The following is a 20182-nucleotide window of genomic DNA, read 5'->3' on the forward strand; positions in this document are numbered from 1 at the left end:
TTAAGAGCAAGTTTAAAGGCCATCCTTTGCGGGATGGCCTTTACTACTAATTAACGACGAGATTCGGCGAAATAGCCGTCCCATTCGTCACAACATAGGAATCCGTGATGGAATGCATTTGACCATTTGAATCGTTGTAAGTCACTGAATAAGTACCGTCAGGAAGGATGATTGCATACTTTCCATTGCTAAAATCAACAGTTGCAATACCCGCAGTGGCATGATTAGGGTCGCTGTTTAAGGAGAAAAACAATATTCCTCCTTTCATTGGCGCCCCTTCACTAGATTGAAGGACGCCTTGGACCTTACTGCCGAGAATGTCGCTGACAACAGTCATGGATGCCTTAGTGTCCGTGACTTCAAACTTCTTGCTAACCTGAACATGCAGGTTCGAGCCATAGGTCCAATAATCAATCCACTCATAAGACCCTTGCGGCAAATACAGAGCAACTTCTCCATTCACCAGTTTGTAGTCGTATAGGCCATTCCCAGCAGACTGTGGGTCGCTCAGCATGATAGAGCCTTCCATTTTCAGAGAAACGCCGTTCTGCTTTACCTGCAACCGCACATTCACTGGATGAACGGTAACGTCCACTATAGCATGTCCTAGTTCCGGATCAGCTTCATAAATGGCATATACGTCCCATTGCTGGTTATTTACATGATCGATTGTGATGCTATCGAAGAAGAGCTGCTCCTTTTCCTCTACGTAGTAGTCCGCTTGGCCTTGATAAATTGAAACCTTTGCTTCTCCACCGTTCGTATGCACCGCGAGAGTACCCGATTCTACTTTCTTCCCATCCTCATAGTGTACGTTTATCGTCAAATCTGGCTGAGGCTGTGATACCCGCAGAAATACGCGTTTCTCTTTTTTGACAGTAACGGTGTAGCCCGAAAGATTGACTGTCAAAGCGGGCGCATTGTCCTTTTGCAGTACCTCTGCTGAATATGTACCTTCAGGTACGCCGACACGATAGTAACCATTTGTAATCTTGGCTGTATATCTGGTAGACGAGGCATCTTGGCTCAAGAACGTAATAGATCCTTGCTGCACAGGCTGCCCATTCTTATCATCTGCGTATCCATATATAATTGCTTCTTTGAACTTAGTTGTAAGGATAATTCTCTTATCTGCTGCGTGGTATACAGCATTGATTCCGAACACACTGCCGATTGCTTTGAATGGCAAGTAGAGCTTGCCTTTAATCGTTATAGGCACCTGAGGCAGGAGAATTCCATCCCCGTTAATCGTAGCCTTCTTGGAACCAATCGTCAGGGTAACGATCGTCTCGCCCCATTGCACACTCGTCTTTCCATTCGCACCCTTCACTTTACCGCCAAGTGCTGTTGCAATCGGAGCTACAGGTACCCATGTTGTCCCATTGATTTCATATGACAGTTCCATCGTAAGTCGATTATCGACAACTAGCTTCAATGCTGTTGTCGCATTGTTGCCGCTATTTCCTTTAGGAGCGGCCTGCGCCTGCGTACTGCCTTCGAACACTAGAACTAGCAGCAGTACTACCACTCCAATAAACAATCGTTGTAGCTTCATATAATCAGTCCCCCAAGTCAGCTGTCTTCGTTCATCCACCCAAACTAATCCATATTTTTCTGTATTATATAACATTACAGGTTGATTATTATATAGTTTTTGGTAATGAAACATAAAAAAGAATAGGATATTTCCTAATTTCACTCCTGGTACTATCCGTTATGGTAGACTGTGAAAAGACTCGCATGAATATTACTAAATCTGCTATGGAGGTGCTCGCTAGTTGATCTCTATTATTCGTTTATTCTTTATTGTATCGCTGGCGATTGTCGTGCTCATCGGCTGTAAAGAAACACCATCACCACATGCCCAGCATTCCACTCCTATGCAATCGGAGAATTATGTGGTTGAGGATAATCCTCCTGCCACGAATGTACGATGGACAGTCAACGACATTCAATGGGTTACCATGTCACCACCAACGCCGTCCCCGAAAGTCAGTCAGCCTTTATTTCCGGATACGGATAAAGATCGAATAGATCAGTTGCTGCAATGGATCAATCAGGCGACTCCTGAATTGAATTCCAAGCTTAGTGAACCGAAAATGAGTTTTGCTCTTCATGTCAGCTTGAAATCAGGTAGAGAGATACAGATATCTCCTGCGTGGGTATGTGATCAACTGAATGGATATTCCAGAAATAGTTGCGCACCGGAGAAAGATAAAGTATCCATCCATATGTCCGAAGGCAATCATAGCAACAATTATTTTGCTCATTCTCCAGCATTGTTTGAATTTCTTATTGATAGGCATAAAGAATGGATGCCAGAACGCTCTTTGTTAAACTATCCGGAGATGATTGAACTAGGAAAACCGTTCGAAGTGTCAGGTAATGGCTGGGTAGGTGATTACGTTACACTGGAAATCCAGGATAACAGCAAGATCATTTGGACAAAAAAAGTTGCAACCGATCATGGCTCATTTCGTTTACAGCAAATCTTGCTTGAACCCGATACTGTTTCGGGAAAAGACCTTATGCTGAATATTAACAACACTACAGGCGGTACTTTTATTGTTTCGATAAAAATAAAACCTTAAAGTACGATCAGTGAACCGTACCACTCATCTTATTATCCTGTGCTACTTGCAGTCGTAAACCGATCGGTCTATACTATAACAAATGGAAATGAAGGTGAGGAGATTTAAATGAGTATTCTCGTTCCCCCATTCACACGCGAATCCGCAATTAATAAAGTCCGGATGGCTGAAGATAGTTGGAACAGTCGAGACCCGCATCGGGTCTCACTTGTCTATACAGAGGACGGCCGTTGGAGGAACCGCACTGAATTTCCGGTCGGTCGAACAGAAATTGTCTCGTTACTCGCAAGAAAATGGGCTAAGGAGCTGGACTACCGGCTCATAAAGGAGCTTTGGTCATTCACCGATGACCGGATCGCAGTGCGCTTTGCATACGAGTGGCATGACGATAGCGGAAATTGGTTCCGATCATACGGGAACGAGAACTGGGAGTTTGCTGCCGATGGCTTGATGAAGCGCAGGTTTGCATCGATTAATGATATGCCGATTAGTGAATCCGAACGAAAATTTCATTGGCCACTCGGACGGCGCCCCGATGACCATCCCGGTTTAACCGATCTAGGCCTATGACCCGTACCGTATTCGAAAAGGCAGATGTCATTCCGATGGTTGCTGAGGTTTTTCGCGAGCTCGGTTACGAAGGTGCATCCTTGAGCAAGATCACGGCCCGTACACGACTTTCCAAAGGAAGTCTTTACTATTTCTTCCCTGGAGGGAAAGAGGAAATGGCCGCCGAGATTCTCGCACACATAGATAAATGGTTCATAAGTAACGTATTTGAGCCGCTCGAACGGGACGAACCCCTTGCGGCTATTCAAACCATGTGGCGCGAAGTCGATTCGTATTTTCAATCGGGTCAACGGATATGTCTTGTCGGTGCTTTTGCTCTTGACGAGACGCGGGATCGGTTCGCTTCGATGATTCGACAGTATTTTAAAAGGTGGATCGATGCATTATGTGCCGCACTTGTTCGAGCAGGAGCATCCATTGAAACCGCTGCTGAAATTTCAGAGGAGGCGGTTGCCGGGATTCAGGGAGGATTAATTCTCAGTAGAGCGCTCAATGATGAGACCACTTTCGAACGTACCCTGGCAAGTCTCGCCGAGCGAGTGACGAAATCCCTCAGGGCGGCTCCACATTAGGGAATTTCCCACTCTGAGATGGCTGATGCTAGGCATGGAGCTTGCCCATCCGCTACCAAAAAAACTTGCCGTTATTTAGGGTACGGCAATAAAAATAAAGCTGCCGAGAATCGGCAGCTTTATTAATAAACGAGCTAATTAATTCATAGGAGGACTCATTGAATTAGTATGGATAAGCTCATTCTGATTAAAGAGCTGCTCCTCGACAAGTACTCCGAATTCATCAAGACAGTAACAGCCAATAATACATCAGGCGAAAATAAGTCTCTTCTACTCTGAGAGATTTAAGTTCTATCCAAGTCTTCGCGTTTCACTGGAGTGACGCGGCCGATCCAGTTATCCCTATTCATTAATTTCACTGTATTTATGCGAGATGAAATATTGTCCTTTGTTAGCCCGGATGGCTCTACTCCCGAGCTCCCTGTGGTATTACCACTCGGATTATCAGGGCTCTTATTTTCTTTACGAGGAGGTAGGCCTCTACCGTTGTGTTTACCTCTGTTCCATACTTTACCTTTACTCATTTCACATCTCCATCTATTTTAGGATACATTGTTTATTAAGTTGTCTAACAAGTATACGTCATCCGCCCAATTTGCGGTATCTCGCGGTTAATATCATTACTAAATAAAAATAGCATTGGGATATGTGTGGAAAATAGGCAATGAACCGCTTAACTTGATTTTACATCGCAAAAAACCTGATATTAAGGTTAGTGTGATACAAGGTGCTTGGTATATGGTTCTAGCAAATACATAAGTTGCTCAACAGCTTCCTCCACATTGCAGGGCATGGAGTTATTGATCCACCATTCCAATACCCCAATAAACCCGGAAGTCAAAAAATGAGTGGTCATTTCATTTGAAAATGCGCTGTTTTCTGACTTTATACCGACAACCTCGGTTACTGTTTGCGCAATGATGGCATATAAGCGGTTGCGGAAAAATCCAACTCCCTCATTGCTAAGAAGCAACTTGTATATTGTAAAATTTTTCTCCAAATATTCAAATACGCTTTGAAATGCGCTTGCGCTTAGATTGGTGTCAGCACTATTGGCACAGTGATGTAACAGCAACTCAACATATGTTTCAATGCACTTGTCAAGCAAGTCGAATTTATCTACGTAATGTAGATAAACAGTCCCTCGGTTTATGTTTGCACGCTCGGCAATGTCATTAATGGTTATTTTCTCAAACCCTTTTTCAGCCAAAAGGTCGATGAAAGTATTCATAATCGAGTGCCTTGTTTTTTGTATTCTTCTATCCACAAAACTCTCCTCCAACTATTCAACAAATTAGCGCAATGTGTTGAGTTCTCAACAGTTGAAACAAATGCAACTATTGAATCTCCCTCCACAAATCAATATGCTAAAAATATCAAACATTTGTTGAAAATTCAACAAATGTTTAGTGGGGGGGGAAGATTTATGAAAATACTATTTTTCGGTCGCGGTGCTGTAGGAACACAGTACGCTTGGGCGTTTGAAAATGCAGGCCATACCGTTGAGTTTTATGTTCGCGAAGGTCGGAAGGCGGACTATGGCCCACATGTAAACTTAGAAATATGGGATGCAAGGCGGAGTAAAAAAGAACGGCTAGTCAAAGAAAAATGGCCTATTGTAACACATGAAGAAATAAAGGAATATCACGATTATGACCTTATTTTCATGAGTGTCAACCCCGAGCAAGTATCAAGTGCGGTGAAGTACCTTGCGCCACGAGTTGGAAATGCAACCGTTCTGTTTTTCAATAACTTTTGGCAGGATCCTCAATCCGCTGTTCAGCCGATTCCGCTCAGTCAAATTGTTTTCGGCTTCCCCGGCGGCGGCGGTGGATTTGAAGGAAACACTCTCTACGGCGGTGTTTACAAGACAGTTCAGTTTGGAACATTTGAATCCGAGCCTACTCAAAGAGATTTAGAGGTTCGCAAGCTTTTTGCTGAGACAGGCTTCAAGATAATGGTTCAAAAGGATCCTCGAAGCTGGTTCTGGAACCACTTCGCATTCAACGTTGCAATGGAAGTCGAAGTATTAAAGAGCGGCAGTTTTAAAAACGTAGTTTCTTCACCCGAAGCGCTCGTTGGAATTGGTCGTAATATGAAAGAAATGATCCCTGTTTTGAAGGCAAAAGGCTCAAAACCTGATGTTATGACAAGAGTGGTAGGCGCCCTACCACCAAGAGTTGTTGGATTTCTTTTGAGAGTTATTTTTTCACCTAAAGGCATGGCCTATGCACTTGTCGGGCATAACCACTTTAAGGTTGGTTACGCCGTACAGGAAGTTATATCGGAAGCTCGAAAGCACGGCATAAAGGCACCGCGACTTTACGCTGTAGAACACCTAATTACAAAATAGGGATACCCGTGGTATAGGTAGAATGAAGCCCAGCTTCAAGGATTATTCGCCTTACTTGTGATACGGTTCCCCCCGGTTAATCTTCACCGCCCGGTACACCTGCTCCAGCAGCACCAGCCGCATAAGCTGATGCGGCAAGGTCATGCGCCCGAAGCTCAGCTTCTGCTGGGCGCGCTTCATGACGGCGGGCGCGAGGCCGTTGCTCCCGCCAATGACAAAAGCCACGTGGCTCCGCCCATACGTGGCTAAATGATCGAGCTGCCCGGCGAGGTCCTCGCTCGACCACAGCTCACCGTCCAGCGCCAGCGCGACGACATGCGCGTCCGGCTTTATCGTCGCGAGCAGCCGCTCACCCTCGCGCTCGCGAACAATGGCTTCCTCGGCGGCGCTCATCGTCTCGGGCGCACGCTCGTCCGGTACCTCCGTGAGCGTAAGCTTCACGTACGGGCCAAGACGCTTCGCGTATTCGGCGATGCCGAGCACGAGATATTTCTCCTTCAGCTTCCCAACTGCTGCTATCTGAATATGCATCGCCTACACCACCAAATACTCGGCTATGCTCTGACACATGTCGCAAGTGGCCGGTGCTTCCCATTCCGTGAATTTCGTCTTCACCAGATCGACGATATCCGGCGCATCCTCATACTCGTCCACAAACTTATCAATCGCTAGCTCCACATGCTCTTTGCATACACAATACATCTGTCTAAATCCCCCAGCTCTCTTCGATTCATTTCATTTCATTTCGTTTCCATCCACGCAAAGAGATCAGCCCGTCATACGCAGGCCCTAATCAGGAACTGCACGAGCTGATCCGCTTCTTCATGACTATACCGCTAGTCTTCCGTCTTCTCCTCAAGCTTAAACGTCGTTGTCTGCTTCTCGCCGTCTCTGTAGTAAGTAACCTTGATCTCGTCCCCAATGGACTTCTCGCCGTACAGATACTTGCGCAGATCCATCGTGCTGCTAATCGGGTGATTGTCCAGCTTCACAATAACATCGCTGTACTTCAGACCCGCTTTCTCAGCTGGACCAACAGCTTGCAGCACGATAACGCCATCATGGACAGTATCCGGCAGCTTTAGCTCCTCTTGAGGCGCGATCACACCGTCACTGCCATCGCCCGGTGCAAAGCCGCCTTCATCACCAGCACCTGCATCGCCATCCGAGCCATCTGCATTAGCGGAGCCATCCACGCCAGCAGAGCCGTCCGGACCCGCTTCCTCTCCTTGAACGCTACCGTCATCTTGCGCTCCCTGCGCAGCCGCAGCTGCTGCCGCTTGCTGCTCCAAGTACCGCGACAGATCCATCGTGTACACGCCTAGGTATGGACGCAGTACCTTGCCATGCTCCAGCAAGCTCTGTACGATCGGTAGCGCAGAATGCGAAGGAATCGCAAAGCCTACGCCCTCAACGCCATAATCGGCGATCTTCATGCTGTTGATGCCGACCACATGTCCGTCCAAGTCGATGAGCGGACCGCCGCTGTTGCCTTGGTTGATAGACGCGTCAATCTGAATGACTTCCTGCTCCCAGTCATAGTTGCCGTCCTGGCTGAGCGACACCGGAATAATCCGTTTCGTCTTGCTCACAATGCCCATCGACAGCGAATCGCTAAGACCGAGCGGATTGCCGATCGCCATCACCCATTGACCCGCGCGCAGATCCTCGGACTCGCCGAACTGCGCTACCGTATCAATGCCCTTCGCGTCAATCTCCAGCACAGCTAGATCTGTAATCTCGTCCCTGCCGATAATCTTCGCATCACGTGTCTCGCCATCGTTCAGCACCGCTTTTACAGCGACTGCATCCTCAATAACGTGATTGTTCGTAATGATATGCGCCTTGCCGTCCACCTTTTCAAAAATAAACCCAGAACCAAGTGCAGCCTGCTGCAGATGATCCTTTGAACCGTCACCAGACGCCTCGCCGCTGCCATCCGCACCAGAGCCCGATCCAACTCCGCCCTGACCAGCCGGCATCGCCTGCTCATTAATGATGCTCACGACAGCCGGACGTACCTTCGCCGCCGCCGAGATCGTCTTCTCCAGCGGATCGTTCATCGACACATTCGTAATGCCCGCTACCGCTTTAACCGCTTCACTCCCCCGGTCAAACCCGGTATACAATCCGAATATGAGAGCCACCGCCGCTGCGCTAATCAGCGAAGAGGTCAGCGCAATACGCATTGCCGAACGGCCGCCGCTGCGACGCGTGCCAGCTGCGCGGTTCTTCTCCCAAAGCGTACGCCGAGACACGCGCGTCGAATAGAAATCATCATCGAATAAGCTCATCTATAATCGCTCCTCTCGATGCCTAACTCTCGTATGTACGAACGAGCGGCAATCAGAGATTATTATTTTTCGAATCTAGGAATGATATCGGTAGAATAGACTACAATAATAATATGAACTTCCTAATTTATCCCAAGCCGCCGCCAGCAAAGGCGATCAAAGGAGCGAATCCATATGCCGCGCAAAGCTTTGCCAGCCACTTCCTCGTCCGCAGCATCAGCACTCGATCATCTGAATCTCGTAGCCAAGCTCGCTGATCTCAAAGAGGATCACTATCGCACCCTCCTCACGCTCAGTGCCGTAACCGAGCTGCTCATCGACAAAGGATTGATCTCCCCGGAGGAGCTGGAACGCAGAATCAACACGCTCGACACGGAATTGGACGAGCTTATCGTCGCCTCACTTCATCCCATGCCGTAGGGCGGTCGTGATACGTCTCCCGCAGCGGATGCTCATCTCTTTTGAAGAAGAAGCCGTTGTTCTCGAGAATTTCGTTCACCGTCATTCGTGCAAGGTCCATCATGTTATGATCGAGACTCAGATGCGCCAGATAGACCCGCTTCGTGCGGTCCGTCATCAGCTGACATAAAGCTTCACCAGCCGCCTCATTCGACAAATGCCCGATATCGCTCAAGATACGCCGCTTAATATTCCACGGGTAACGCCCCATCCGCAGCATATTAACGTCATGATTCGACTCTAGCACAAGCACATCCGAATCCTCAATCATACGCCTTACTTTATCGCTTACATAGCCAAGGTCTGTCGCCAGACTCAGCTTTACATTGTCATCCTCAAACACATAACCGACCGGCTCAGCCGCATCATGCGAGATCGCATATGACGTCGTTCGCATCGAACCGAAGTTCGCTGTCTCGCCTGTCTCCATAATGACCCGCTGCTCCGGCGTTATCTGTCCCACATGCCGCTCCAGCGCACCCCAAGTCGCCTCGTTCGCGTAGATTGGCACATTATGCTTCCTTGCGAAAGCACCAAGTCCTTTAATATGATCGGAATGCTCATGGGTCACAAGAATCGCATTAATCTCGTGCCCCGCCACGCCCTGCATCCGCATAAGCTCATCCAAACGTTTCGCACTCAAGCCGGCATCGATGAGCACTGTCGAATCCTCACACTGCACAATCGTTGCATTACCGGTCGAGCCGCTCCCAAGTACCGTAAACCGAATTCCCATCCCCTGTTCGAACCTGCCCTTTCCCCAAAAACACCTTTATTCCGTCACAACTTCCCCGCTGATCGCATTCATGTAGTACTGCCCGCCATCTTCCAGCAGCACGCGCCACGTCGGCGCCGATACCTGCGTATCCGAGTTGAAGATTTGCCCGTGATAGCCGAGCTTAATCTCCTCAATGACCGCGCCGTTCTTCAGCTGGTTCTCAATCAGGCTCGTCAATACTTTCGTCGCAGACAGCACCGTCTGCGCTTGCGCCTTCTCCGAAGGAAGCAGCTCGATCAAATCCTGCTTATAGGCGGTAATCTTCTGGTTGCTGTAGAACAGCTCCAGCTTCACATCGTACATTGGACGACCCTCTGCCATCCGGTAGAGAATGAATTCATTCTCTAAGCGTGGACCGAGCGTATATTCATCAAGCTCCGGAATGATGCCCCCCAGGCTTGCCTGCAAATCCTTATCGACAAACACGACTTTGCTATCGACCGGCGTCTTCAGCTCATGCCGCTCGCCCTTGCCGAGACCGACCTTCACCTTATACGTGAGGTCGCGCAGCTCAGGCGTCTCCGAAGGAATGCTCGCCCCGAGCTTAATCTTCTTCTCTTCCATGAGCGCTTGCGTCTCAGGAGACAGATCGCTCACGTTCGCGCTCGTGCGAAGCCCTTCCCGAATATTGGACCAGAGCTGGTACCCAAGCACGAGATTCAGCAGCAGAAACGCAAAAATCAACACACTCTTCGCCCTGCCCCAGTCCATCCGTTCATCTCCTTCTAAGGCCATGCCACCTGAAAATACAACCGTGTCCCTTACCTGCCATTGCCAGCATCGCTCAAAGCCGTGGACGTCCCATCTACTGTGGAGCCCTCTTTCGCGCCGCCGCTTCCATTAGCGGCGCTCTCCGCATTCCCGCTGCCTGCGCCCGAACTGCCAGGCAGGATGCCGTGCCCATCGGTCAGGCCAATAGTGCCGCCACTGCCGGCACCGCCATTAATTGGAGGTGTCTGATTCACGAGCGGCGCACCGCCCGGCTCGCCTGGCTGCGGTTTATAGCCGCCTGAGATGGCCTGCAGCAGCACAGCCTGCGTCCCGTCGAGCAGCCGCACCGCCCATACCGGCGATAGCAGCATCGTGGTCTTGTCCGCCGGCGAAGCGAGCAGAGCCGGGTAGAGCGCGGTCACTTCCAGCCTGCGCCCGTAACGCTCCAGCGCACCTTCAAGCATATCGCCGCCTGGCAGCCAGCGAATATCACGGCTCTTCGGCTTCTTCTCCAAGGTCAGAAGCGACCGCTCAAATTCCGAGACGACGCCCTGCAGCATCCGCAGCCTCATGCTTCCGAACAGGAACGGGTCCAGCGGAATGATTGGATTCGAGCCATAATACTGCTGGAATCGCAGCACTTGTACGCTCTGCTCGAAAGAGCCTGCTTGCACGAACCTGTGCATGCCGTCCCAGCCGCCGTGCTGGTTAATGAACTGAATGGCGGTGTACACATTCTGGCTCTCATTGTCTTCTTGGCCTTGCCCGACAACCGGGTCGGTATAGCTGATCCATCGCCCGTTCTGCTCAACCTGCAGGCCGCGCTTGCCATCTGTATAGATCTGCGAGCCGCCGCGGTCGCTAATGACCCGCGTAACACCAGGATCAATGAAGAAGTAGCGCTGCACCTGCTCTGCCGAATAATTATCGAATCCGACCATCGACTGCATCGACTCGATCGGTCCGTCCGGAATATAGATATCATCGCCGACTTTGCGATAGCCCACTTGGTACTCGCCATAGCCGACATACATTTGCACGTCTTGAGCGGTCAAATCCGCTTTCACAGATTCATATACCGTTAGATTGTCCGTGCTGAAGAAGTACGTCCTTACCTCATCACGGTCACTGCTTTTATAAATCCAAATTCGATTGATGACGTCGCTCATGAAGCTTACGTCGCCTTCCAGCTTCAGCACTTTGCTGAGCAGCTCGACCGGCACGCCGCGACCGAATCGCAGCTCAAGCCCCTGATCGCGATCCCGCACATCGTCCCAATCAACCACTGCCGCAGGGCTCCGCTGGAATCCTTTGAACTCACGGCTTTTGATTTTGCCGAAGATTAGATTGTAGAAGTTGGACGCCGGATACAGCACCGTGTGCTTCCCTTTGCCAAGATGCAGCACCATATCCTCTGGGAAAATAACGTTCTCAACTTTCTCCTCTTGCCCCAGCGGTTCCGATTGCACATAGGGCTGCTGCGGAGAATTCGTGACTCCGAGGCCAGGCATGCTGTAAGCGAGCAAATAACTTTGAATCAAGCTCATAATTACAAGCGTTGTAAGCACGATTGTCTTCAGCTTGTCCATTACGCCCGCTCACCTCCACTCAATTGTGATGGGAGAATGACCGTTACCGTTGTTCCCTCATTCAGCTCCGAATCGAGCGTAATGGTGCCGCCATGCGCCTTCACAATTTCCCGGGCAATTGACAGCCCGAGGCCTGTCCCGCCCATGTTACGCGAACGCGCCTTATCAACGCGGTAGAACCGATCGAAGATGCGGCCAAGATCCCGCTTCGGAATGCCGATGCCCGTATCCTTCACGCTAATCGCGATGGATGCAGGCTCCAGCTTGCGGGCGAAGATTTCGATGCGTCCGCCATCGAGCGTATATTTGATCGCATTGGATACGAGATTATCGAGCACCTGATCAATCTGATCCCGGTCGAGCAATGCTGACGTAATGGAATCTTCGACTCGTACCGACGCTCGAATCGCTTTCTTCCGCAGCTGGAAGGAGAAGCGGTCAGCAACCTCTTCCAGCATATCCGGCACATTCGTCTGCTGCCGGCGCAGCGGCGCCTGATTCGAATCCAGGCGCGACAGGTGCAGCAGATCCGTGACGAGACGAATCATCCGCTCAGTCTCGTTCCGGATGACGCCGACGAAGCGCTGTCCGAGCTCGCGCTCATCCATCGCACCGTCATCAAGCGCCTCCGCATAACTCTTAATCGTCGTCAGCGGCGTCCGCAGCTCATGCGATACGTTCGCAACGAACTCGCGGCGCGACTGCTCCAGCCGCTCTTGCTCCGTTACATCCTGCAGCACCGCAATCGTGCCGGAGATGCCTTGATCGCGGCGATGGATCGGCGTCATCGTCAGCCGCAGCAGCTCTTCTTCCTCTTCGCCCTCGGTCTGCACCTGATAGAGAACCGCAGATTGCTCGCCGCCTCGCAGCAGCGCCGTAATCTGCGACTCCTCCATGCTGAACAGATCGCTCAGGCGGATGCCTTCACAATCATCCCGGCGCAGCATCTCCTGCGCCCGCCGGTTCGTAATCATAACGACGCCGCGTTCATCTGCCGCAACGACGCCATCGCTCATGTTTGCGAGAATCGAGGATATCTTCTCCTTCTCCTCTTCATTGGCCGACAGCGCGTCGCGCAGGCGCATCGTCATATCGTTGAACACTTCGCTCAGGCGGCCAATCTCGTCATTGCCGAGAACCGGCACGCGCTGGTCGAATTGACCTTCCGCGACGGCCGCTGCCTGCCTGGTTAGTGCTTTTATCGGATTGGTTATTGTCGTAGCTAGCAGAATTCCAAGTACGCCTGTCAATCCAAGCGCAAGCAGCATCCCCGACATGAAGATCCGGTTAATCCGGTCTACCGTCGAATAGAGCTCCTTCATAGAAGCAACTAGGTAGACGGCTCCTACAATCTTGTCACTATAGACAATCGGCTTCGCGATGACCTTCTTGCGAATGCCGTCCTCATCAATAATCTCCTCTTCATTGTCGCGAATCCCTTGCAGCGCGCGGCTGACCACGAGCGACGTGTTCTTCTTGCCAATGTAGGATTGATGGGACTGCAGTGACGTCGCGCGCACTTTGCCGCTCGCATCAAGAATTTGAATCTCAGCTTCACTAATGCTGAACAAGTTGCTGACGAGTACGCCGAGGTACGCCTCCGTTGTTTGCTCGCCCGAATTGCCCGGCTGATCCGGCTGATTCGATAGCGTCTGGGCCGAGATTTGCGAGAGCAAATTCGCCTGCTCGTTCATATTGTTCGTGAATGTCGACGTCAGCGACGTCTTCATCGTACTGATGAAATAAACGCCGATCAGCTGCATTGCGATCAGAATGAGCAATACATAGATAATGATCAGCTTTACTTGAATCGTTCGGAAAAAGCGTATCCCGTTCATCCGTAGCCGAACCCGCCGGATTTTGGATTACGCATCAAATATCCAAGGCCGCGGCGGGTCAGGATATATTCCGGACGGCTCGGGTCGTCCTCGATCTTCTCGCGCAGACGCCGTATCGTCACATCGACGGTACGCACATCCCCGAAATATTCGAAGCCCCATACTGCCTGAAGCAAATGCTCGCGCGTCATAACCTTGCCGCAGTTACGCGCCAAGTAGTAGACAAGCTCGTATTCGCGGTGCGTCAGGTCCAATGGCTCATTGTCCTTGTAGACGACATACATGTCCGTATCTATAAACAGATTAAAGATGCCGAGGCCTTGCTTCTCCTCCACACCAGCTGCCGTTGTCGTACCTGCGCCGGAGGCAGCGCCGCTAATCGCAGCTGCTGCTGCAGCCGTTGCAGCATCGTTCTTCGTGCGGCGTAAATGCGCTTTCACCCGTGCGAGCAGCTCGCGCGTGCTGAATGGCTTGGTGACGTAATCGTCTGCCCCAAGCTCAAGGCCAAGCACTTTATCCAGCTCTGTATCTTTCGCTGTCAGCATGATGATCGGCGTCTGCAGACGCGTCCGCACTTCGCGGCATACGTCCATGCCATCCTTCACCGGCAGCATCAAATCAAGCAAAATCAAATCAGGCAGCTCTTCGAACGCGAGCCGCACCGCTTCTCCCCCATCGAAGGCGCAAATGACTTGATAGCCTTCCTTCTCGAGGTTGAATTTTATAATGTCCGCAATCGGTTGTTCATCATCAACTACTAATATTTTACCGTGCATCGCTACACCGCCTGTCGCTTATGCAATCTTTATCTATTTTAACATAGGTGGGACAGCAGTTCCCAATGAAAGTTCCCTCATATCAGGGGAGATTTGGTCGATTACACGAGAATGATGTCGCCAGGCTCTTGGCGAATCATTCTGCGTTACGCGAAAACAATCACGCAGGTTCTAGCGACAATGTTTTGCGTGGACACGAGAATGAGGTCGCCACAATGGTTTACCTTCATCCAAACAAAAAGACACCACCCGGTATTACCAGGTGGTGTCTCGTAATCTTGCTTATAGATACTTCAACGGATTCTGCAGAACGCCGTTCTTATGAACCTCAAAATGCAGATGCGTACCGAAGGAATGGCCCGTGTTGCCCATTACGCCAATGCTTTGGCCTTGCTCAACCGTCTGGCCCTTCTTGACCGTAATCTTGCTCAAGTGGCCGTAGTATGTCTCGTAGCCGTTGTTATGATTGATAATGATGCAGTTGCCCAGTCCCGGACGTGTCCCGGTGAACGTCACCGTTCCATTGTCTGCAGCCTTAATATTATGGTTACCGACCATGTCGACACCGCGGTGAAGCGCACCCCAGCGCTGACCGAAGTAGCTCGTCAGGCGATGACCGGATACCGGCCACGCGAAACGACCGCTGCCTTCATTCAGAACGACTTTCGTACCCTTCATGACGATAGCCGGTACGGAAGGCTCAAGCACGACCTCACTGATCAGCTCTTCGCTCATCAGATAGCCGTTCTGCTTCACGAGGCGATATACGAGCTGTTTCTTCCCGCTCTGCCCCTCGCGAATGACCTTCTGCTGACCTGCCTTCATGTTGCTGTTCTTCTGAATAACGGTTTGCGGATCGATAGATTCCGTCTCCGTTACGTTCTCTACCGTCTGAACAGTCACTTGCGGTTTAAGTACAGTCAGATCAAGCACGTCACCGACTTTGATGACATCATCTTTGATCCACTTGTTCCGCTCATAAATCACTTGAGGGGATATGTCGAACTTGTGTGCAATACAGCCGACACAGTCGCCATCTTGAACCGTATATTTCGTCGGCTTAACCGTTCCCTTAATAATCTGCAGGTACAGCTGCTCCGGATCGGCAATATCCGCCGGCTGCACGTCCTCTGCTTTCAAAGCGACGTTCTCGACAATTTTCACAGACTTTAGCGCCGTCTTGGACTTCACTGTACCGTCGTCAGAATACGACAACGCGGTGACTTCCGCTACCTTGCCCGTCTTCGTCTGCGGAGCATATTTGTTCTGCACGCGTGCTAGCAGCGCATTTGCTGTCGCTTTATCCTTCACGACACCGACGTTTTTGCCGTTAACAACGAGTGCAACGCCTTCAGCATGAGAGCCGAATAAACCTTCGAGCTTCTGCAGTGTAATCGCGGTGTCTGGCTCAGCCTTATAAGCGCTCTTAGCCCCGAATGTGATCTTACCCGTATCGAGGACCATCGTCATCTTAGCTTTGCTTGCCATCAAATCTTGCTTCTTGCGGCTAATGAGGTCTGCGACTTGCTCCTTCGACTTCACTTCGCCAATAAGCTTGCCATTATGATATACTTCAACAAAATCTACTGTATGAGCTTTCACATATTGTGTGCCGGTAAATCCGACAATTGCAAGTATTGCGATTCCACCGACAACAGCTAAGAGCGGCTTCTTGCGCAGCATCCGCTGCACCGTCTTGCCTTCACTTGGCGTATCAGCTTGTCCTTGCGTACTGACGGGTCTATCGCCCCGGATAGATTGAAGCAGCTTCCGGAATCGACCCTTATCATTAAAAAAGGCCATGTTCGTCTCCTTATTTCGCGATATGTTTCGTAAAATTGATCGTTTTCGACAACAAAATCGTTCATTGCCAGGCTACGAGTTATACTTTAACATAACGCAATATAGGGGTTCAACCAAACGGCCTTTTGGTAAAATTAATATTTGCTCAGAATTGACAGCATTTCGTCATACTCATTTCGGTCCAAATGCTGCGCCATCAGCTGCTGTACCTGTGTCATTTCGCTGTCTGTCAGCCCGTCCTCCATCAGCTTCGAGATCTTCTGCAACGTCTCCTGCGGCAGCTTCTGCATCATAATGCTGAACAACTTCTCCTTATCGGCATCGCTAATTTGCGACTTGGCCTCATTCAGCTGATCCGTCGTCATAGCTACTTCATCCTTGGAAGAATCTGCACTCTCTTGAGATTGCGATTGCGTTTGCGATCCGGCTTGATCGCTATCCGTTCCTGCCGCACTGCTATTTCCCTTCGGCCCCGTGCCTCCGCCAATATCGCTAAGCTCGCCTGATGGCTGCTGGCTGAATGCATCAACGGAATCGTTCTCATTCTTGCTGCCGTCCTGGTCCTTACTGGTCGTCGCTGCCGTCTTATCGGAATCGGAATCAGCCGTCGTGCTGCCGTTTGATTTTACCGCTGGATCTGATCCCCACAGCTCCCCCCATACGCCGCTAAGCGCGAAAGGCTTCTCTTCAAGCGGGATATGAAACTGCTTGAGCAGCGTTTCGACATAGCTATTCACGATATATCCGGTCGTCCAGATTGACAAGAAACTGATGAGAAGCGCCGCGGCAATCGTCTTCGCCAGCCATCCGCCTAATTTCGTTAGTTTCCACATTTCGTTCACCCTCCCCTGAAGGGGCATTTCGCCCGTACTTCTTAGTATTTCCCCCCTTTCCAGTAACCATTCATCTTTATGGCAAAAAGAAAAGGATAGCAGCCACTTGGCCGCTATCCACAATAATTCAAGTCATTATACGTAAATCGGTGTAACCGGATTCGTCTGCTCACGGTTACGTCCAACCGAGAAGATCGCAATCGGAATGCCTGTTAGCTCAGATACACGCTCAACATAACGGCGCGTATTCTCTGGCAAATCTGCCAGTGTCTTCGCATTCGAGATATCCTCGCTCCAACCTGGAAGCTCTTCATACACCGCTTCGCACTCGGAGATGAGCTTAAGGCTCGCCGGATAATGCTCTATGATTTCGCCGCGCAGCTTGTAGCCTGTGCAGATCTTAACTGTTTCAAGTCCAGACAGCACGTCGAGCGAATTCAGGGACAAGCCAGTAATACCGCTAACACGGCGTGCATGGCGGACAACAACCGTGTCGAACCAGCCTACACGGCGCGGACGTCCTGTTACTGTTCCGTACTCGTGACCTTTCTCACGAATCCAGTCGCCTGTTTCATTGCTCAGCTCTGTCGGGAATGGACCGTCGCCGACACGAGTCGTGTAAGCTTTCGCCACGCCGATAACTTGCTGAATCTTCGAAGGACCAACACCGGAGCCGATACATACGCCGCCAGCTGTCGGGTTCGACGATGTTACGTACGGGTACGTACCTTGGTCGATATCGAGCATAACGCCTTGAGCGCCTTCGAACAACACTTTCTGATTCGAGTCTATTGCATCGTTCAGAACAACCGAAGTGTCAGTTACGTATGGACGAAGAATCTCAGCTTGAGCAAGATATTGCTCCAAGATTTCATCTACATTCAGCTTCTCGCCGCCGTATACTTGCTCAATCACTTGGTTCTTCTCTTCCACAAGGCGGCGCAGCTTCGTTTCGAACTCTTCTGCATCGAGCAGGTCCGCGACGCGGATTCCGTTACGAGCAGCTTTGTCCATGTAGCAAGGGCCGATCCCTTTGCGAGTTGTACCGATCTTATTGTCGCCTTTGCGCTCTTCCTCAAGGCCGTCCAGCACGAGGTGATACGGCATAATCAGATGCGCGCGATCACTGATCTTCAGGTTCTCTGTGGAGAAACCATTCTCATGGATATAGTTAATTTCATCGATCAATGCAGCTGGATTGATGACCATGCCGTTGCCGATGACGCATACTTTATTTTCATTGAAGATTCCGGATGGAATCATTGTAAGCTTATATTTTTTATTGTTGATTATGATCGTATGGCCAGCGTTGTTACCACCTTGGTAACGCGCTACAACATCAGCGCCATCCGCCAGAAAGTCGGTAATTTTCCCTTTGCCTTCGTCTCCCCACTGGGTTCCGACTACTACTACCGTTGACATGGTTATACCCCCATTACAAGTTTTGCAAGTGCTCGACTAACATGACTAAAATGGCCACCAGTCTTTGGCAGCATGATAAGTGTAGCAGTCCACCCCTGTAAAGTCAACGAAATTCCGAACGATTGTGGTAAGCGTCACACAATCGTTCGGAATTTCTGTAAGGTGGCTGTCGACGCTAGAACGACGCTGGCAATAGCCTTAGGAAGCCTGTCCAGGCTCCTGGTGCGTACGGTCCAATCCGACAAACTTATTAAAGCTTTTAAGGAACGCCAGCTCGACCGTACCAACGGGTCCGTTACGCTGCTTAGCGATAATGATCTCGATAATGTTCTTCTTCTCGGATTCCTTATCGTAATAATCGTCCCGGTAGAGGAACGCTACGATGTCGGCATCTTGCTCGATGGAACCGGATTCCCGAAGGTCAGACATCATCGGACGCTTGTCCTGACGCTGCTCAACGCCCCGGCTCAGCTGCGACAGTGCGATAACCGGCACTTCAAGCTCACGCGCGATCTGCTTCAGCGTACGAGAAATCTCGGATACTTCCTGCTGACGGTTCTCGCCTGCTTTGCCGCGCCCTGATATGAGCTGCAAGTAGTCAATCAGAATCATGCCGAGTCCGCGCTCTTTCTTCAGTCGGCGGCACTTCGCACGAATATCCGCAACGGTAATACCCGGCGTATCATCGATATAGATCTGTGCTTCAGACAGTGAACCAATCGCCATCGTTAGCTTTTCCCAATCGTCGCCTTCCAAATACCCTGTACGCATACGTCCTGCATCGACATTCGATTCCGCACAGATCATACGTTGTACGAGCTGAGCTGCGGACATCTCGAGCGAGAAGATAGCGACGGTTTCTTTGGCACGAACGCCGACGTTCTGCGCCACGTTAAGAGCGAATGCCGTCTTACCTACGGAAGGACGTGCCGCGATAATAATCAAATCGCTTCGTTGAAAACCTGCCGTCATCTTATCGAGGTCGGTAAAGCCTGACGGAATGCCGCTTGAGCCGCCTTTGTTCGTGTACAGGAACTCAACTTTCTCAAACACTTCCATCAGTACATCGCGAATTGAGATGAAACCGCTGCTCGATCTGCGGTTGGAAATCTCCAGAATGCGCGACTCGGCTTCGCTCAGCATGCTTCCTACATCTTCCGCTGCGGCATAACCGTTCGAGACGATGTTCGTTGCTGTGCGGATCAGGCGGCGCAGCATCGACTTTTCTTCTACGATTTGTGCGTAGTAGTCAACATTCGCCGCAGTCGGTACGGAGTTGGCGAGCTTCGCCAAATAGCTGACTCCGCCAATCTCCTCCAGTTGCTGATGGTCCTGCAAATAAGCAGTCAGGGTGACCAAATCGATGGGTTGACTCGCTTCGCCGAGCTCAATCATCGCTTCGAAGATCAGCTGATGAGAAGGCAAATAGAAATCCTCGCTCTTCACCCGCTCCATCGACGTAATTAACGCTTCCGCCTGCAATAGAACTGCACCGAGTACCGCTTGCTCTGCTTCCATATTCTGCGGCGGCACACGATCAAACATCAGCTGCTCGTTACTCATCTGGTCGTTTGAATCCCCCTTGAATGGCTT

Annotated in this window: 19 protein-coding genes; 5 read left to right on the forward strand and 14 right to left on the reverse strand. The window is 50.5% G+C overall.

The annotated features are described in order from the left end of the window. Positions 1-46: 46 nt before the first annotated feature. Positions 47-1555 (reverse strand): copper amine oxidase N-terminal domain-containing protein, encoded by a 1509-nt coding sequence (locus tag AC0YNX_RS20630; protein WP_475817578.1) that lies wholly within the window; start codon positions 1553-1555, stop codon positions 47-49. A 223-nt stretch (positions 1556-1778) separates the two neighbouring features. Here AC0YNX_RS20630 and AC0YNX_RS20635 point away from each other — a divergent pair, with 223 nt between their 5' ends. From AC0YNX_RS20635 to AC0YNX_RS20645, 3 genes are all read left to right on the forward strand, one after another. Then, on the forward strand, positions 1779-2591 hold the full coding sequence (locus AC0YNX_RS20635; protein ID WP_475817579.1) for a hypothetical protein: 813 nt from the start codon (positions 1779-1781) through the stop codon (positions 2589-2591). Positions 2592-2699: 108 nt separating this feature from the next. After that, entirely contained in the window at positions 2700-3161 is a 462-nt protein-coding gene (locus AC0YNX_RS20640; protein ID WP_475817580.1) for a nuclear transport factor 2 family protein, read from the forward strand. Then, the gene (locus AC0YNX_RS20645; RefSeq protein ID WP_475817581.1) at positions 3158-3733 is read left to right on the forward strand and encodes a TetR/AcrR family transcriptional regulator; all 576 of its coding nucleotides are present in this window, start codon (positions 3158-3160) and stop codon (positions 3731-3733) included. The genes AC0YNX_RS20640 and AC0YNX_RS20645 overlap by 4 nt, the downstream gene beginning before the upstream one ends. Before the next feature lie 712 nt (positions 3734-4445). On the opposite strand, the gene AC0YNX_RS20650 is transcribed toward AC0YNX_RS20645, so the two are convergent. Continuing rightward, positions 4446-5000 carry a TetR/AcrR family transcriptional regulator gene (locus tag AC0YNX_RS20650; protein ID WP_475817582.1) on the reverse strand — a complete coding sequence of 185 codons (555 nt, stop codon included), beginning with the start codon at positions 4998-5000 and terminating at the stop codon, positions 4446-4448. A 159-nt stretch (positions 5001-5159) separates the two neighbouring features. On the opposite strand from AC0YNX_RS20650, the gene AC0YNX_RS20655 reads away from it, so the two are divergent. Then, entirely contained in the window at positions 5160-6086 is a 927-nt protein-coding gene (locus AC0YNX_RS20655; protein WP_475817583.1) for a ketopantoate reductase family protein, read from the forward strand. Between the two features lie 51 nt (positions 6087-6137). Here AC0YNX_RS20655 and rlmH read toward each other — a convergent pair whose 3' ends face one another. From rlmH to AC0YNX_RS20670, 3 genes are all read right to left on the reverse strand, one after another. Beyond that, positions 6138-6617: a 23S rRNA (pseudouridine(1915)-N(3))-methyltransferase RlmH gene (rlmH, locus tag AC0YNX_RS20660; protein WP_475817584.1), complete on the reverse strand. Its 480-nt coding sequence runs from the start codon at positions 6615-6617 to the stop codon at positions 6138-6140. A gap of 3 nt (positions 6618-6620) precedes the next feature. After that, positions 6621-6788, reverse strand: a complete 168-nt coding sequence (locus AC0YNX_RS20665; RefSeq protein WP_132487297.1) for a CxxH/CxxC protein — start codon at positions 6786-6788, stop codon at positions 6621-6623. A 134-nt stretch (positions 6789-6922) separates the two neighbouring features. Further along, a complete protein-coding gene (locus AC0YNX_RS20670; protein WP_475817585.1) occupies positions 6923-8380 on the reverse strand; it encodes a S1C family serine protease in 1458 nt (485 codons plus the stop codon). Positions 8381-8554: 174 nt separating this feature from the next. Between AC0YNX_RS20670 and AC0YNX_RS20675 the strand changes: the two genes are divergently transcribed. Further along, positions 8555-8800, forward strand: coding sequence for a hypothetical protein (locus tag AC0YNX_RS20675; RefSeq protein WP_475817586.1), 246 nt, complete (start codon positions 8555-8557; stop codon positions 8798-8800). Here AC0YNX_RS20675 and AC0YNX_RS20680 read toward each other — a convergent pair. The 9 genes from AC0YNX_RS20680 to dnaB all read right to left on the reverse strand — a co-directional run bounded on the left by AC0YNX_RS20680 (position 8769) and on the right by dnaB (position 20152). Next, the gene (locus AC0YNX_RS20680) at positions 8769-9575 is read right to left on the reverse strand and encodes an MBL fold metallo-hydrolase (protein ID WP_475817587.1); all 807 of its coding nucleotides are present in this window, start codon (positions 9573-9575) and stop codon (positions 8769-8771) included. The genes AC0YNX_RS20675 and AC0YNX_RS20680 overlap by 32 nt on opposite strands. 36 nt (positions 9576-9611) lie before the next feature. Next, positions 9612-10352, reverse strand: a complete 741-nt coding sequence (yycI, locus tag AC0YNX_RS20685; RefSeq protein WP_475817588.1) for a two-component system regulatory protein YycI — start codon at positions 10350-10352, stop codon at positions 9612-9614. Between the two features lie 26 nt (positions 10353-10378). Next, positions 10379-11917 carry a YycH family regulatory protein gene (locus AC0YNX_RS20690; RefSeq protein ID WP_475817589.1) on the reverse strand — a complete coding sequence of 513 codons (1539 nt, stop codon included), beginning with the start codon at positions 11915-11917 and terminating at the stop codon, positions 10379-10381. Beyond that, entirely contained in the window at positions 11917-13755 is a 1839-nt protein-coding gene (gene walK, locus AC0YNX_RS20695) for a cell wall metabolism sensor histidine kinase WalK (protein ID WP_475817590.1), read from the reverse strand. The genes AC0YNX_RS20690 and walK overlap by 1 nt, the downstream gene beginning before the upstream one ends. Then, positions 13752-14531 carry a response regulator gene (locus AC0YNX_RS20700; RefSeq protein WP_475817591.1) on the reverse strand — a complete coding sequence of 260 codons (780 nt, stop codon included), beginning with the start codon at positions 14529-14531 and terminating at the stop codon, positions 13752-13754. The genes walK and AC0YNX_RS20700 overlap by 4 nt, the downstream gene beginning before the upstream one ends. A gap of 282 nt (positions 14532-14813) precedes the next feature. Continuing rightward, on the reverse strand, positions 14814-16334 hold the full coding sequence (locus tag AC0YNX_RS20705; RefSeq protein WP_475817592.1) for a peptidoglycan DD-metalloendopeptidase family protein: 1521 nt from the start codon (positions 16332-16334) through the stop codon (positions 14814-14816). Positions 16335-16468: 134 nt separating this feature from the next. Next, the gene (locus AC0YNX_RS20710; protein WP_475817593.1) at positions 16469-17167 is read right to left on the reverse strand and encodes a hypothetical protein; all 699 of its coding nucleotides are present in this window, start codon (positions 17165-17167) and stop codon (positions 16469-16471) included. 135 nt (positions 17168-17302) lie between these two features. After that, positions 17303-18589 (reverse strand): adenylosuccinate synthase, encoded by a 1287-nt coding sequence (locus tag AC0YNX_RS20715; protein WP_475817594.1) that lies wholly within the window; start codon positions 18587-18589, stop codon positions 17303-17305. A 198-nt stretch (positions 18590-18787) separates the two neighbouring features. Further along, the gene (gene dnaB / locus AC0YNX_RS20720) at positions 18788-20152 is read right to left on the reverse strand and encodes a replicative DNA helicase (protein WP_475817645.1); all 1365 of its coding nucleotides are present in this window, start codon (positions 20150-20152) and stop codon (positions 18788-18790) included. Positions 20153-20182 lie beyond the last annotated feature (30 nt).

The sequence above is a fragment of the Paenibacillus sp. J31R98 genome (genome assembly GCF_056269245.1).